This window comes from Georgenia soli, assembly GCF_002563695.1.
GTDB classification, from domain to species: Bacteria; Actinomycetota; Actinomycetes; order Actinomycetales; family Actinomycetaceae; genus Georgenia; species Georgenia soli.
On the sequence record NZ_PDJI01000003.1, the window covers coordinates 1 to 14,092 of the forward strand.

Genomic DNA, 14,092 nt, shown 5'->3' on the forward strand with positions numbered 1-14,092 from the left:
CCGACCCGGTCTTCATCCGCACCGTGCGCGGGGTCGGCTACCGCATGGGGCCGGGCCGGTGAGGATCGCCCGGTGGGGCCTGGCGGCCCGGCTCCTCGCCGCGATCGTCGTGGTCGTCCTGGCGGGGTCGGCGACCGCCTGGGCGGTCGCCTCCGCGATCGGCCCGGCGGTCTTCCACCTCCACATCGAACAGTCCGGTACCTCCGACCCGGGCGTGGTGCGCCACTCCGAGGAGGCGTTCGCCACCGCCTCGGCCTACTCCCTCGGCCTGGCCCTGGCCGCAGCCCTGGCCACCTCCGTGCTGGTCAGCATCTTTCTCACACGGCGGATCGCACACTCGCTGGACCCGGTGCGCCAGGCCGCCGCGAAGGTTGCGGGCGGTGACTACTCCGCCCGCGTGCCCGAGGTCGGGATGGGAAACCGAGTTCGACGACCTGGCACGTTCGTTCAACACCATGGCCGAAGACCTGGGCCGCATCGAGCAGACCCGCACCCGCATACTCGGCGACCTCGCCACGAGATGCGCACCCCCGTGGCGACCCTCGACGGCTACCTCGAGGGCATCCAGGACGGCGTCGTACCGGTCGACGAGGAGACCCTCGCGATGCTGCGCGACCAGGTCTCCCGCCTGGCCCGCCTGGCCCAGGACATCTCCCTCGTCACCACCGCCGAGGAGGGCAGGCTCACGATGCACCGGCAACAGGTGCGTGTCGGTGCCCTCCTGGACGCCGCGCAGGCCCAGGCCGCCGCGCGGTACGCCGTCCGCGGGATCGACCTCGACGTCACCGCGTCGACATTGGTGCGCGAGACGGTGGTCTCGGCGGACGTGGACCGGATGGGCCAGGTGCTGACCAACCTCCTCGACAACGCCCTGCGGCACACCGCCGCGGGCGGACTCGTCGGCATCCACGCCAGCCGGGAAGGCGGGACCGTGCGGATCGAGGTCACCGACGACGGCGAGGGCATCGCCGCCGAGCACCTGCCGCACCTCTTCGAGCGGTTCTACCGGGCCGACACCGCTCGGGACCGCGCGCACGGCGGCTCGGGGATCGGCCTGGCGGTCACCCGGTCGATCGTGCGCTCCCACGGCGGGGAGGTCACCGCCACCAGCGCCGGAAAGGGTCAGGGAGCGGCGTTCACCGTCGAGCTCCCTGCGGCAGACGTGGCGTAGGGGCGGCCTGAGGCCGGTGCCGCTGCCGGCGGGCCGGGAAGATCGCGGAGACCACCCAGACAGCCAGGCCCACGTAGAGCACGCACACCAGGACGAGCACGAGCCACAGCTGTACCGACATGTCGATCTCCTCCCACGGACGGGGACAAGTCTCCAACGGCAACCCCCGGCTACCCCTGCAGGTGGGACAAAGATCCCGGGCCAGTTTGATGAAGGTTTGATGAAGACCGGCCCCCGGGCTGGACCCGGCACCTGCCCCCTTGTTCCACTCCCAGGGCACAGATGTCGCCAAACGTTGGAGCACGTTCCCGTGAAGATCGCTTCCCGTCTTGCCGCCGGTACCGGCGCCCTCGTCCTTTCCCTGACCCTGGCCGCCTGCGGCGGCTCGGAGGAGGCTGCCGAGGCCGGGCGCGACCCCCCAGGAGCAGGCCGCGACGGCGACCGCTGGCACGTCCGGCGACGCGGCGGTCGACGAGGCGCACAACGACGCCGACACGACGTTCGCGCAGATGATGATCGTCCATCACGAGGGCGCCATCGAGATGAGCGACCTCGCCGTGGAGAAGGCCGACTCGGAAGAGGTGCGCGCCTTGGCCGAGGACATCTCCGCCGCGCAGGGCCCGGAGATCGAGCAGATGACCTCCTGGCTGGAGGCCTGGGGCGAGGAGACCATGCCGATGGACCACGGCGGCATGGACCACGGCGGCATGGACCACGGCGGCATGGACATGGACGGGATGAGCCAGGAGGAGGCCATGGGCCACCTCGAGGACCAGTCCGGTCCCGACTTCGACCGCCGGTTCCTCGAGCTGATGATCGCCCACCACGAGGGCGCGGTGACCATGGCCGAGGACGAACTCGCCGACGGGGAGAACCCCCAGGCGCTCGAGCTGGCGCAGAAGATCATCGACGACCAGCAGGCCGAGATCGCCCAGATGGAGCAGATGCTGCAGAACCTGTGACGTTCCGGGGACGGCGCGGAGAGACGAGTCCTCGGACCTGCGAACCGCCCGCAGCCCCACGCCTTCACCCTGACCGCCGGCGGCGCGGCCCCACTCCCCCTGGGGCGCGCCGCCGGCAAACGTATGCCTGTTCACCGGAGGAGAGTTCCTTGTCCGCCTCATCTATGACCGCGCGGGTCGCCCTCGTCCTCGCGCTGAGCACGGTCGTGGCCGCGTGCTCGCAGACCGGCACCACGCCCGACGGACAGCCGCCGCGGCCGCGGCGAACGACCCGGGCACGGCGTTCGGTCACGTCCACGGTTTGGGTGTGAACCCGGCCGAGGACACCGTCTACGTCGCCACCCATCACGGCCTCTACTCCCTCGACGGTGCCGGCGAGCGGGTCGGCACCTCCCGTGCCGATCTGATGGGGTTCACCGTCGTCGGGGAGGACACCTTCCTGGCGAGCGGACACCCGGCTCCTGACGAGGCTGGGCCGAGCAACCTCGGCCTGATCCGCAGCACCGACGCCGGGCAGACCTGGGAAGAGGTGTCCCTAGGCGGGCAGAGCGACTTCCACGGGCTGACCGCGACCGGGGACCGGGTCTACGGCCTGGACTCGGGCACCGGGACGGTGATGCGCAGCGACGACGGCGGCGAGACGTGGCAGCAGGGCGCGAGCCTGCCCGCCCGGGACCTCGACGTCGACCCGGCCGACCCGGACCGGGTGGTGGCCACCACCGCCGAGGGGCTCGTGGTCAGCACGGACGGTGGCGTCACCTTCGCCCCGGCCGAGCTCCAGCCGCCCCGCCCGCTCGTCGTCGTAGACCACCTCCCCGCCGACGAGGGCGGCCCGACACCCCTGGTCGGCCTCGACACCGCCGGGGTGCTGTGGCGCTTCCCGGGGGCGGCGTGGAGCTCAGCCGGCCCGGAGAACGGCGAACCGCATGCGTTCACCGCGGTGGACGAGGACACCTACCTGGCCGCGTTCGGCACCGACATCGCCCGCACCGACGACGGCGGAAGCACCTGGCTGGTCGTCTCCGGGTCCGCCCGCTGACTCTCACAGCCGGGAGGTGACCTCCTGCAGGAGCTTGGCCGGCTCGAGCCACATGGAGGGGTACTCGCCCTGCCAGCGCTGGACACCGTCGGCGTCGATCAGGACGAACCCGTGCCCGGGCAGGCCCGCGTGCATGCCGGTCCCGAGGACCCCGTAGGCCTCGGAGACCATGCCGTCGTCGATCAGGTAGGGGGTAGTGACGCCGTAGCGGGTCAGGTCGGGCTGGATCTGTTCGGCCGTGTTCATCACGATCGGCAGGACGGTGATGCCCGCCTCGGCGAACCCTGGCTCCTTCTCGATCTCGGCCATCTGCACCGTGCACGAGGCGCACCCGGCGCCCTCGTTGAAGTAGATCACCACGGGGCCGCCACGCAGGTCGGACAGGGTCACCTCATCCCCCGCCGTGGTGGGCAGCGTGAAGTCCGGCGCGAGGTGGTCCTGCTCGCCCGCCTCCGGGCGCGCGGAGAGGAGCCCGGCGGTGACGACGACGACGGCGAGCAGCAGACCGAGCAGCCAGGCGATCCTGATGCGGCGGGCCTTAGCGTCGGCGGTGCGGCGCTCCTCGGCGAGCTGGGCCAGGACGGCCCCTCTCTGCCGGCGTGCCTTGGTGGCGGTGCTGGTCATCGGTGGAGCCTTTCTGGTTCGTGGGTGTCGTGGCAGGACTGTTCGGCGCCGCCGGGACCGTCCTCGTGGGCGGCTTGGGTCGACGGGGTGCGCCGGTCACGCAGCGCCGCGACGACGAAGATCGCGGCCAGGCCGAGCAGGCCGGCGCCGAGGACCGGCTCGGGCACCGGGGCAAGCCAGTTCTGCACGCCCGCGAAGACCTCGGCGAGCCACGTGCCGACCGCCTCCTGGGCGGCCGTGCCGCCGGTCATGTCCGGGCTGCCGGCCAGAGCCATGACGAAGATCCCCATGACGGCGAACGCGACCGCGACAGCGAGGTTGACGGTGTTGGTCACCAGCGTCCGCCCGGCGAGCCGCAGCCTGACCAGCCGGGCACGGAAGGGTCGGCGCTGGTCCAGCCGGAGGGTGTCCCACAGCAGCCCCATGACGAACAGTGGGAACACCATCCCGAAGACGTACGCCAGCCCGAGCACCGCACCTCCGGCCACGGACCCGGAGAGGGCGGACAGCGTCATCACGCCGGCGAGGACGGGGGCGCAGCAGCTGGAGGCGACGCCGGAGAAGACCCCCAGTGCGAAGAAGCTGGCGGTGTCGCCCCGGGCGGTGTCCGGTGCCCGCAGGAAGCTCGGCAGCGACCACATCCGGCCCGACAGCGACAGCCCCGCCAGGACGAGCATCAGCAGGCCGCCGGTGACGTACAGCGGGGCGTGGTACTTCGCGATCGCCCCGGCCACCAGGCTCACCCCGACGGTGATCGGGACCAGCACCAGGGCCAGGCCGGCGGTGAAGACGAACGTCAACGGCAGCAGCCGCCACCGCCGGTTCTTCACCGCACCGGCGAGGTAGCTCGGGGCGAGGAAGACGATGCAGCACGGGGCGAACAGGGCCACCCCGCCGGCGAAGAAGGCCGCCAGGACGGAGCCGCCGGCCAGGAGCTCGCTGCCCATCACCGGCCCCCGGCAGCCGCAGCGGGCGACGTGGCGGTCCGCCGGGCGGCGACGAGCTTCTCGAGCTTGCGCCGGGGCAGGCGGCCGGAGCTGAAGAACGCCCCGTCGACCAGCACCAGCGGGCTCAACGCCGGCCGGTGCTCGGCCACCAGCTGGATGCCCTCCTCCGACTCCAGCTCGACGATCCGCACCTCAAGACCGAGGGTGTCCACCCGCTGGGCCAGTACCCGCTCCGCGTCCTCGCAGAAGTGGCACGCCGGCGCGGTCACCACGACAACCGGAATCTTCCCTTTGTCGACGTCCACGTCGACCCCTTCCACCGAAGTAGCGCTGCTCACCAGCGAAGCGTGGCCGACCCGTACCGTCCGTTCTGCGACGGACCTGTGAAGAAACGACGAAGACTCCAGTGGCGGGCCATGCGGTGGAGAATGAATCCGTGACCGACGACGGTGACGCGGGCGTGCATCAGCAGCCCGACGGTTCCTGGATCTGGTGGGCCCGCTGGCTCGGCGGCGTCGAGCAGTCCGGCCACACCTTCCCCGGCCGTGAGGACGCCGTCCGGGCTCTGCGTGAAGTGCTCGACGACAGCACGAACGCATAAGGCCGGGATATCCCCATGATGAAGAAACTCTGAAGATTCGTGGCTTGGGGAACAGATCTGTCGCGGCACCAGTTGCGCCGGATACCCCCTCGGGGTATCAACCGCAGCACCAAGGAGGCGAGCGATGAACGGCTCAGAGCACCGACACGAACATGTACCCGGAGCGGGCCACCCCGCCGGACCGGATGACTCTGCCGAGAGCTCACCACCGGTGCACGACCGCCATGGTGGTCACGACGCCGGGCAGATGGCCCACGAAGGCCATGCCATGACGACCACGGTCGACGGTGAGCACTCAGCCCACGAGCACGCCAGCCACGCCGCGCACGCGGGACACGGCGGGCACGGCGACCACGTCGGGATGTTCCGGCGGCTGTTCTGGATCAACCTCCTCCTCGCGGTCCCGACAGTGCTGCTCAGCGGGATGTTCGCAGACCTGCTCGGCTACTCCTTGCCCCAGGCGCCGGGACTCGCACTCGTCTCGCCGGTCCTGGGCACGGTCATCTACCTCTGGGGCGGTCGGCCGTTCCTGACCGGCGCCGTCTCCGAGGTCCGGGCGCGCAAGCCCGGGATGATGCTGCTGATCGGCATGGCGATCACGGTCGCCTTCGTCGCCTCCTGGGGCGCCACGCTCGGTGTGCTGTCCCCCGAGCTGGATTTCTGGTGGGAGCTCGCGCTCCTGGTCGTGATCATGCTGCTCGGTCACTGGCTCGAGATGCGCTCCCTGGCCAAGACATCCTCGGCGCTGGACGAGCTCGCCGCGCTCCTGCCGGACGAGGCGGAGAAGGTCGACGGCGATCGTGTCGTCACGGTCGCCCCGGCCGACCTCCGGCTCGGCGATGTCGTCATCGTTCGCCCCGGCGGGCGGATCGCGGCCGACGGCACGGTCGTCGACGGCGCCGCTGACGTCGATGAGTCGATGATCACCGGCGAGTCCCGGCCCGTGCGACGGGAGAGCGGCGCCCACGTCGTCGCAGGCACCGTCGCCACGGACAACGCCCTGCGTGTGCGGGTCGACGCCGTCGGGGACGACACCGCTCTCGCGGGCATCCAGCGGCTGGTCGCCGAGGCCCAGTCCTCCACCACCCGCGCCCAGCTTCTTGCCGACCGGGCCGCGGGATGGCTGTTCTGGTTCGCCCTGGTCGCGGCGATCATCACCATCGCCATCTGGTCGATCGTCGGCAGCCCCGACTTCGCGATCATCCGCGCGATCACCGTCCTGGTCATCGCCTGCCCCCACGCTCTCGGCCTCGCGATTCCGCTCGTGGTGTCGATCTCCACCGAGCGCGCCGGCCGGGCCGGAGTCCTGGTGAAGGACCGAGGTGCACTGGAGCGCATGCGCACGGTCGACGCCGTCCTCTTCGACAAGACTGGCACCCTCACCAAGGGCGAACCGGCGCTGCACGACATCGAGACCACGAGCCTGGACCGGGACGAGCTGCTCGCCCTGGCCGCCGCGGCCGAGGCCGACAGCGAGCACCCGCTCGCCCGCGCCATCACCGCCGCGGCGGACGAACGCGGACTGAGCGTGCCCCGCGCGAGCGACTTCTCCGCCTCGACCGCCGTCGGGGTCACCGCCACCGTGGACGGACGGAAGGTCGCCGTCGGCGGCCCGAACCTGCTCGCCGAGCACGGCCTGGCCCCGCTGCCCCAGACGGCGGCATGGTCAGAGCGGGGTGCGATCGTGCTGCACGTCCTCGTCGACGGGCAGGTCGCCGGGGCGCTGGCCCTGGAGGACGAGGTGCGTCAGGAGTCCCGCGAGGCCGTCGAGGCCCTGCACGCGCTGGGCGTCCACGTCGTGATGATCACCGGTGACGCCGAACCGGTCGCCCGCGCCGTCGCGGCCGAGCTCGGCATAGACCAGGTCTTCGCAGGTGTGCGCCCGGAGAACAAGAGCGAGAAGGTCTTCGAGCTCCAGCGCCAGGGCCGCACAGTCGCCATGGTCGGCGACGGCGTCAACGACGCCCCCGCCCTCGCGCAGGCTGACGTCGGCATCGCCATCGGTGCCGGCACGGACGTCGCCATCGCCTCGGCCGGCGTCATCCTCGCCTCCGACGACCCCCGCTCCGTGCTGTCCGTCATCCAGCTCTCCCGGTCCGGGTACCGGAAGATGAAGCAGAACCTGTGGTGGGCCGCCGGGTACAACATCGCCGCCGTCCCGCTCGCCGCGGGCGTCCTCGCCCCCGTCGGGTTCGTCCTGCCCATGGAGATCGGCGCACTGCTCATGTCGGCCTCGACCATCGTCGTCGCCGCCAACGCCCAGCTCCTGCGCCGGCTCGACCTCAGTCCCGAGGCCTCCACCGCCGCCGCCCACGGCGCGCCGCAAGTCCCCGGCCGCCAGGCCGCACGCCAGCCGCAGCCCGAGATGGCAAGCCGCTGACCCACCGAACCTGCAAGCCGCCTGCACAGCACGACTAGTTGAAGCACCGTTACCGGCACAACGCGAACGCCTCGGGGACATCCCCGGGGCGTTTCCGCCGAACTACCGGCTCAGCTCCTGCTGTCGCTGTTCTGGGCCGCGGCTCTTCCGCGCCTTGGGCGCCTTCTTGCCTGCGGGCTTGACTGCCGCGGAGGGGTGGGTGCCCTGGCTGACGTCGGCGGTGATGCGTGCGGCCACGGTTTCGTAGTCGAGACCGCGACGCTCGAGGTCGGCGGCGAACGCCTGGCGTCGTTCGGCGCTGTCGTAGTTGTCCTTGCCGGCCTCGCGGGCGGCGGTGGCGCGGATCTGCTCCTGCTCCGCTACGAGAGTTGCTTCGGCTCGCTCGGCGGGGTCGGGTTCGTGCTGCGCGGCTGCGCGGGCTGTCGCGGCGGCCTGGTCGGCCATCCCGGCCTCGGCGACCAAGAGCTGCGCCTGGACCTGTTCCTCGGCAACGCGGCCGCGTTCCTGTTCGGCTTGGGCGCGGCGGGCCTCGGCGCGTTCCAGCGCGACGCGCACGAGGTCGGGGTCGGCGGCGGCACGGTCGACGTCGACGCCGTAGCGGCGTCGGACCTCGTCTCGGATGCGGTCGGCGGCTCGGTCGGCCTCAGGGTCCTGGCCGGTCCAGGCGCGGGCGGCGGTGTAGACGTGCTGGATGTCCTCGGGACCGGCCTGGTCCCACCACTCCGTGCGGAAGGCCGGGGCGAGGGCGGCGGCCTGCTCGGCGTGCAGCCGGGCGGTGAGCTCACGGGCCTGCTGTTCATCGGCAGCCTCGGCGCGACGAAGGCGTTCCTCGCGGGCTCGGGCGAGCATCTCGCCCATGCGTGCCCCGACGGTGACGGCGACGCGCACCGATCCGGTCACGGCTTCCTCGATGCCGTCGGATTCCTCAACCATGACGTTCCCCCATCTGTGTTGGTTACCGCTCCGGTCCACGGTCCTTGTCGTGCCCTGCGAGCTGGTGGCGGCGGGCGGGATCGATCCGGTTGGGAACCGGGGACCCGATCGGCCGGGCCCGAACCTGGCCCGTGGCCGCGACCCGAGCGGCCTCGGCCGCCCTGTCGTCGTGCGCCGGGGCGGCAGGTACGGGTGGCAGGCGGTCTGCGACCTCACGCAGGCGTCGCTCGGCGACGTGCCGGATGTGGGCCGCCCGATGGTGCTCGGCGGAGGCTCGGTGCATGGCGTAGACGGCCTGGGCGAGCATGACGAGCTGGCGCAGCATCGCCGCCTGGGCGATGGCGCCCTGGCCAGCCATGGTGGCCGACGCCAGCAGCATCGCGACTCCCCCGACCGACGCCTTCCCGGAAGCCTTGGGGTGCACGCTCTGGCGGCGCAGCTGGGCCGACTTCGCCAGCGCGTCGGCCGTCGCGGCGAGCGGCCCGGGCACGGCCTCGACGCGGTTCGACCAGGCGGCGAAAGCGCCGGCGGTGTCGCGTGCGACCTGGGCCCAGGTGTCGCGGTCGTGGATCGGCACGCTGCGCAGCCGCTCGCGCAGCACGTCTACCTCGGTCGCGTACAGCTCCCACAGTCGAGGGTCGACCTCGGCGCTCTCGCGGCCGGGCGCGACCGGGCGGCGGTTGCGCTTCGCGGCGGTCCACTCCCCCGCCGCGGCGGTCGCCGCCGCGGGGGTGTCGGGCCATGCCTGGCGCAGCCGGGGCAGGGTCAGGTCGCGGGCCAGGTGCCCGCCGCCGTACCAGATCGCCCGCTCGCCGGCCTCGGGCCGTGTGGCGACGGAGTAGCCGGTGACGACGTCCGTGCGGCCGTCTGCGAAACGTGGCCGCACGAGGAGACCGGCGCGGCGCATCCGGCGCACGAACTCGGCCTCGTCCGCGGCCGCGGTGGAGCAGCCGCGCACGGTCCGGGCGAGTGCGCGGCGCGGCTCGTCCGCGCGCAGCTCGGCGCTGATGCGGGCGTGCTTCTCGGCCGCGGGCAACTGCTCCCACGGCACCTCTCCCCGGCCGTGGCGGCGGTTGCGTTCGTGCTTCGCGCGGGCGCGGCCGCGGGCCTGGGCCTCCTGCTCGGCGGGGTCGTAGGCACGCTCGGCGGTGTCCGCCGGCCCGTGCCGGTCCCGGCCCGTCAGGGCGCGCTGCCAGGCCTGGTCGGTGGCGAACTGCTTGCTCACCTCGGCGTCCTGCAGCTCACCAGTGAGCTCGTCCCACGGCACCCGGCCGTCCGTCCGGCGGGCGTGCTCCCACGCGGCGCGGGTGTGCGCGCGGGCGGTCTCGTACTCGTTGGGCACCAGGGGCAGCAGGTCGAACTCGCGCTCGAGGTCGCGAGCGACCTGCTGGACACGGTTGTAGTCGTTGTGGGTGGACGCCTTGGTGCCGTCCTCGCGCACCAGGTTGACCGCCAGGTGGATGTGGTCGTTGCCCTTCGACGAGAGTCCGTGGTGCACCGCGACCCACCGGCACGGGGCCTTCGTGCCCTCGTGGTCGTCGAACCCCATGCGCTTGATGAACTCGCCTGCGATGGCACCCCACTGCTCGTCGGTGAGCCGGCCTTCCTCGGGCCGCAGTGACAGCGAGCAGTGCCACACGTGGGCCTGCTTCTCGCCGACCTTGACGTTCTTGAAGATCCGCTTGCCGGCGTCGTCGCGGCCGGTGACCTGGCGCTCGTAGACGCCCATCGTCACGTCAACCCCGAGCGCCTTGCGCGGGCGGTCGAGGTACTTCGCGATCGCCAGTGCGGCGTCGCGGTCGAGCTCGTCGTCGTCGTGCCACGCCATCAGCGCCGGATCACCGGCGACCAGGTGCGGCTCGGTGTGCTCGTTACGCCGTCCCGGACCCGCCAGGTAGACCATCAGGCCGGCCATCCGGTCGCCCCGGACGATGTGCGGGATCACGACGTCCCGAGCCGGTCGACAGCGTCGTCGATGCGCTCCGCCGTGCGGCGCACCGCGCGCAGCGTGGCGACCATCTCGGCCTGCACCTCACCGGTCACGTTCGTCACCCGGGCCATCTGGTTGACGTTGTTCGCGATGCCCGCGAGCAGCCGGTGCACGGCGAACAGCTCGACGACCGCGTTGCGTCGCTCAGTCGGCGTCTCCCCCGTCGGTGCCAGCGCCGACTCGATCAGCAGCCGGGGCACCGTGACCCGGTGCTCCTCCGCGCGCTGCAGCAGCAGCGCCTCCTCCTCGGGCGTGACCATCACGCGGTGGCTGTGCTGGCGACCACCAGCCACGTTCGCCCGCCGACGCCGGACCACACGGCGCGCCCTCGCAGGCTCCTCCGCCACCGCGACCACCGCCTCTCCCGGCCCAGCGCAGCGACCCCGCCCCGTGCGGGGACCACGCGACCAGCGTGCCAGTAAAGGCCGCAGGCCGTCCAGCGATGGCGGCCAGTTACGGCACGTAACTATATAACTTGCTCGGTCTCGGACAGGTTGGCGCACTTGTGCGCCTGGCGTTAGGCGTTAATGCCGAAAGGGCATGGGACGCGTGGGTATCGGTCGGCGTCAGTCCGTCACCCTAGGCTGATGGCATGACGAAGGAACTGAGCGTCGAGGACGCCGAGAAGAAGGCCCGTGAACTGCTCGACCGACGTATCGCGTCGGTCCGCACGCTCGTCACCGCGCGGCAGAGGCTGGCCGAGCTGCGCGAGCAGGTCGCCGAAGCTGAGCGCGACCACGTGCGCCTCTACAACGCCGCACTGAGCGACGGCTGGTCGCCCGACGAGCTCCGCAAGCTAGGGCTGACCGAGCCGGAGAAGAAGGCGAGGACCCGCCGTCGAGCGGCGGCCAAGAAGCCCGCCGCCGACACCACTGGCGTCGACGGTCAGGCGACGGCTCCGGCCCCGGAGCCGGAGCCGTCGCTGAACTGACCGCCCTTCCTCGGAGTTCCTGATGGTCACGGTTCGGTGGGTGCCCTCAAGGGCGCACGGCGTCGCTTCGCGATGCGGCAAGCCGCACCCCTGACAACACCCACCGAACTGGGTGAACAACTCTGCCCGGGGCCGAAGAAGCAGCGGCACCCACCACCCAGGGCCGGCGCTCTCCTGGCGCGGCAAGGTTCAGTTCTTGCGATGCTCGCCGACAGGCGCAACGACGACGAAGCGAAGGTGGGATGAGCAGCACACTGCCCGAGGGACTCCGCGGCCCAGTCGACCTCGCCCTCGCCAGAGCCGTCGAGAAACTCCCGGCCCCCGGCACGCTGCCCGGCGGTCTCATCGCCGAGCCCAAGTGGGATGGCTACCGCGCGAGTGTGGTTCGCGACGGAGACAGCACCGTCCTATGGAGCCGGCAGCGCAAGGACCTCACCCGCTACTTCCCCGACCTCTACGCCGCGGCCGCCACAGCGGTGCCGCCCGGATGCGTGCTGGACGGCGAGATCGTCGTCTTCACCGACGGCCGGCTCAACTTCTCCTCGCTGCAGCACCGTATGACCAGCTCCAAGCGTGCACTGGCCGACCTCATCCGCCGCGAACCGGCCTCCTACGTCGCCTTTGACATCCTCGCCGTCGCGTACCAGGACGTGCGCCACCTCCCCCTGCGCGACCGCCGCAATCTGCTCGAGGAACTCGCCAGCGACTGGGAACCACCCATGCAGATCTCTCCGATTACGACCGACACCGACGAGGCCCGCCGGTGGCTCGACGAGTTGCACGTCACCGGCGTCGAGGGCCTGATCCTCAAGGGCGCTGCCCAGCCCTACCGCGGGAGCAAGCGTGACTGGCTCAAGGTGAAACACCGCGACACGGCAGAGGTCGTGTGCGGCGCGGTCATCGGCACCCTCGAGCGTCCCGAGGCGCTCATCGCCGGCCTGGTCATCGACGGCCGGCTCCGCATCGTCGGACGCACCACTCCCCTACACGCCGGACCCGCCCGCGCGCTCAGCGCGCTCCTGCACCCGCCCGCCGGCGAACACCCCTGGCCCACCCGCATCCCCCGCGGCGCCCTCGACCGCTTCGCACGAGACAAAGAGCCCATCGACATCACCCTCGTTGACCCCCTCGTCATCGAGGTCACCGCCGACGTCGCCTGGTCCGGCACCTCCTACCGCCACCCACTCCGCTACGTCCGCGCCAGACTCGAGCTCCAGATTGAAGACGTCATTCCGCCCCGCTGAGTACTCATTGCGGTAGAGAATCGGTGGTGGAGCGTCGGCAATGCGGTCGCCCGCTCCGTCCCCCCTTAAGCCGCATGACCGCTGGAGCTCTGCCCACTCGTGAAGCACACCCGAATCGCCGCTGCAGTCGCCGCCGCGGCCCTGACTCTCGCTGGCTGTTCGACCGGTAACGCCGAGCCGAAAAAGGCCGAGCCCCAGGAAGACGGCGCCATAACCACGATCGAGAAGTTGCACCAGGCATTCGTCGACGCTGGTGGGACGTGCAAGGAACTTTCTCCCCGCAACGTCACCGCTGCAACCGATGCCGCCGACTGCGACGATGACACCGTCCTGATGGTCTTCACCGATGAGAAGGCCGCCAACGCTCACGCGAGCGAAATGACCGCCATGGGTTCGAACGTGCTCGTCGGCGATGCGTTCGTCATCAACTCCGAACTCCAGGAGCTCCGCAAGGTGGTGCGCTCGCTCAACGGTGTCGTGAGCATGGCTACCGAGGGCCACGAAGAGACGCCGGCGGCCGCCCCCACGCCGAAGCCGACCCCGACCACCCCACCGACGCCAGAGAAGGGAACCCGAGACAACCCCGGTATGCCCGACGTAGACGTCATCACCTTCTCCGAGGGAGCCCAGCCCACGTGGGAGGTGAAGGTCGGGTACGCCGACTTCGACGCCTGGCCCGAGATCTCGGCCGCCAACCGCTTCTACGACCCGCCCGCCGCAGGGCAGGTCTATGTCCTGCTGCCCGTGACTGTCACGTACAAGGGACAGGGGTCGGGCACCCCGTGGCTCGACGTCGACGTGGCGTTCGTATCCGCCGACGGCCGCTCCTACGACGCCGAGATCATGTCGGGAATCCCCGGCGCGATGACGGACGTTGACGACCTCTACACCGGCGGATCCGCCCTTGGCACGTTCCCGTTCGAAATTCCGGCCGACGCCCTGGAAGGCGGCACCTGGGCCGTGTCGGCTGACTGGTCCGACCCGATGTTCATCGCCGCCCTGCCCACCGGCTGAACCGAAGGCCAGACAGCCCGCGTCTCCGCCAGCCGCCACGCGTTGCGGGAATCTTCGTACCGCCGCCTCTGGTCATACAAGGCAGATTCACAGTGCCGAACTGCGGCCATAGCTCAGTGCGTGGCTACGCCGATCCAGATCCCACGCTCGGCGAGGCTAGACGTGCGAGGGGGGCTCCCCGGAGCTCACACCATGGACTCGCTCAGTCGGGTGCGGCTGCCCGCTCAGCTGGGTGATCGTGTTTTGTGGGACACGG

Annotated in this window: 15 protein-coding genes; 8 read left to right on the top strand and 7 right to left on the bottom strand. The window is 71.3% G+C overall.

The genetic code is table 11. The features are described 5' to 3' along the window. Positions 1 to 58 precede the first annotated feature (58 nt). Complete coding sequence (locus ATJ97_RS00650) at positions 59 to 1,171, top strand: sensor histidine kinase (RefSeq protein WP_245861912.1); 1,113 nt, start codon at positions 59 to 61, stop codon at positions 1,169 to 1,171. Here the strand turns inward: ATJ97_RS00650 and ATJ97_RS19605 are convergent. Then, positions 1,137 to 1,292, bottom strand: a complete 156-nt coding sequence (locus tag ATJ97_RS19605) for a hypothetical protein (RefSeq protein WP_170036995.1) — start codon at positions 1,290 to 1,292, stop codon at positions 1,137 to 1,139. The two genes, ATJ97_RS00650 and ATJ97_RS19605, sit on opposite strands and share 35 nt — an antisense overlap. A 388-nt stretch (positions 1,293 to 1,680) precedes the next feature. Here ATJ97_RS19605 and ATJ97_RS00655 point away from each other — a divergent pair, with 388 nt between their 5' ends. Further along, positions 1,681 to 2,133, top strand: coding sequence for a DUF305 domain-containing protein (locus ATJ97_RS00655; protein ID WP_098482091.1), 453 nt, complete (start codon positions 1,681 to 1,683; stop codon positions 2,131 to 2,133). A 214-nt stretch (positions 2,134 to 2,347) separates the two neighbouring features. Continuing rightward, complete coding sequence (locus ATJ97_RS00660; RefSeq protein ID WP_098482092.1) at positions 2,348 to 3,172, top strand: F510_1955 family glycosylhydrolase; 825 nt, start codon at positions 2,348 to 2,350, stop codon at positions 3,170 to 3,172. A gap of 3 nt (positions 3,173 to 3,175) precedes the next feature. On the opposite strand, the gene ATJ97_RS00665 is transcribed toward ATJ97_RS00660, so the two are convergent. From ATJ97_RS00665 to ATJ97_RS00675, 3 genes are read right to left on the bottom strand one after another with little or no spacing between them, the layout of a single operon-like run. Continuing rightward, positions 3,176 to 3,796 carry a peroxiredoxin family protein gene (locus ATJ97_RS00665; RefSeq protein WP_098482093.1) on the bottom strand — a complete coding sequence of 207 codons (621 nt, stop codon included), beginning with the start codon at positions 3,794 to 3,796 and terminating at the stop codon, positions 3,176 to 3,178. After that, positions 3,793 to 4,743, bottom strand: a complete 951-nt coding sequence (locus ATJ97_RS00670; RefSeq protein ID WP_098482094.1) for a cytochrome c biogenesis CcdA family protein — start codon at positions 4,741 to 4,743, stop codon at positions 3,793 to 3,795. The genes ATJ97_RS00665 and ATJ97_RS00670 overlap by 4 nt, the downstream gene beginning before the upstream one ends. After that, positions 4,743 to 5,081 (bottom strand): glutaredoxin, encoded by a 339-nt coding sequence (locus ATJ97_RS00675; RefSeq protein WP_245861915.1) that lies wholly within the window; start codon positions 5,079 to 5,081, stop codon positions 4,743 to 4,745. The genes ATJ97_RS00670 and ATJ97_RS00675 overlap by 1 nt, the downstream gene beginning before the upstream one ends. A gap of 98 nt (positions 5,082 to 5,179) precedes the next feature. Between ATJ97_RS00675 and ATJ97_RS19610 the strand changes: the two genes are divergently transcribed. Together ATJ97_RS19610 and ATJ97_RS00680 are read left to right on the top strand one after the other, a co-directional pair. Further along, positions 5,180 to 5,344, top strand: a complete 165-nt coding sequence (locus ATJ97_RS19610; protein WP_170036998.1) for a hypothetical protein — start codon at positions 5,180 to 5,182, stop codon at positions 5,342 to 5,344. 124 nt (positions 5,345 to 5,468) lie between these two features. Further along, on the top strand, positions 5,469 to 7,724 hold the full coding sequence (locus ATJ97_RS00680; protein WP_425432713.1) for a heavy metal translocating P-type ATPase: 2,256 nt from the start codon (positions 5,469 to 5,471) through the stop codon (positions 7,722 to 7,724). Positions 7,725 to 7,826: 102 nt separating this feature from the next. On the opposite strand, the gene ATJ97_RS00685 is transcribed toward ATJ97_RS00680, so the two are convergent. Genes ATJ97_RS00685 through ATJ97_RS00695 form a run of 3 tightly spaced genes read right to left on the bottom strand, consistent with a single transcriptional unit; the run spans position 7,827 to position 10,907 of the window. Beyond that, positions 7,827 to 8,657, bottom strand: coding sequence for a hypothetical protein (locus ATJ97_RS00685; protein WP_098482096.1), 831 nt, complete (start codon positions 8,655 to 8,657; stop codon positions 7,827 to 7,829). A 22-nt stretch (positions 8,658 to 8,679) separates the two neighbouring features. After that, positions 8,680 to 10,602: a relaxase/mobilization nuclease domain-containing protein gene (locus tag ATJ97_RS19945; RefSeq protein WP_098482097.1), complete on the bottom strand. Its 1,923-nt coding sequence runs from the start codon at positions 10,600 to 10,602 to the stop codon at positions 8,680 to 8,682. Beyond that, a complete protein-coding gene (locus tag ATJ97_RS00695; protein ID WP_098482098.1) occupies positions 10,599 to 10,907 on the bottom strand; it encodes a MobC family plasmid mobilization relaxosome protein in 309 nt (102 codons plus the stop codon). Before ATJ97_RS00695 ends, ATJ97_RS19945 begins: the two co-directional genes overlap by 4 nt. A 332-nt stretch (positions 10,908 to 11,239) precedes the next feature. On the opposite strand from ATJ97_RS00695, the gene ATJ97_RS00700 reads away from it, so the two are divergent. The 3 genes from ATJ97_RS00700 to ATJ97_RS00710 all read left to right on the top strand — a co-directional run bounded on the left by ATJ97_RS00700 (position 11,240) and on the right by ATJ97_RS00710 (position 13,836). Beyond that, on the top strand, positions 11,240 to 11,578 hold the full coding sequence (locus ATJ97_RS00700) for a hypothetical protein (RefSeq protein WP_098482099.1): 339 nt from the start codon (positions 11,240 to 11,242) through the stop codon (positions 11,576 to 11,578). A 242-nt stretch (positions 11,579 to 11,820) separates the two neighbouring features. Continuing rightward, positions 11,821 to 12,822 (top strand): ATP-dependent DNA ligase, encoded by a 1,002-nt coding sequence (locus ATJ97_RS00705; RefSeq protein WP_098482100.1) that lies wholly within the window; start codon positions 11,821 to 11,823, stop codon positions 12,820 to 12,822. Positions 12,823 to 12,921: 99 nt separating this feature from the next. Next, a complete protein-coding gene (locus tag ATJ97_RS00710; protein WP_098482101.1) occupies positions 12,922 to 13,836 on the top strand; it encodes a hypothetical protein in 915 nt (304 codons plus the stop codon). Positions 13,837 to 14,092 lie beyond the last annotated feature (256 nt).

Coding starts and splice junctions, on each gene's coding strand:
- ATJ97_RS00665 (WP_098482093.1), bottom strand. CDS start 3,796: ATGACCAGCACCGCCACCAAGGCACGCCGGCAGAGAGGGGCCGTCCTG.
- ATJ97_RS00700 (WP_098482099.1), top strand. CDS start 11,240: ATGACGAAGGAACTGAGCGTCGAGGACGCCGAGAAGAAGGCCCGTGAA.
- ATJ97_RS00695 (WP_098482098.1), bottom strand. CDS start 10,907: ATGGTCACGCCCGAGGAGGAGGCGCTGCTGCTGCAGCGCGCGGAGGAG.
- ATJ97_RS00685 (WP_098482096.1), bottom strand. CDS start 8,657: ATGGTTGAGGAATCCGACGGCATCGAGGAAGCCGTGACCGGATCGGTG.
- ATJ97_RS00705 (WP_098482100.1), top strand. CDS start 11,821: ATGAGCAGCACACTGCCCGAGGGACTCCGCGGCCCAGTCGACCTCGCC.
- ATJ97_RS19605 (WP_170036995.1), bottom strand. CDS start 1,292: ATGTCGGTACAGCTGTGGCTCGTGCTCGTCCTGGTGTGCGTGCTCTAC.
- ATJ97_RS00680 (WP_425432713.1), top strand. CDS start 5,469: ATGAACGGCTCAGAGCACCGACACGAACATGTACCCGGAGCGGGCCAC.
- ATJ97_RS00670 (WP_098482094.1), bottom strand. CDS start 4,743: ATGGGCAGCGAGCTCCTGGCCGGCGGCTCCGTCCTGGCGGCCTTCTTC.
- ATJ97_RS00655 (WP_098482091.1), top strand. CDS start 1,681: ATGATGATCGTCCATCACGAGGGCGCCATCGAGATGAGCGACCTCGCC.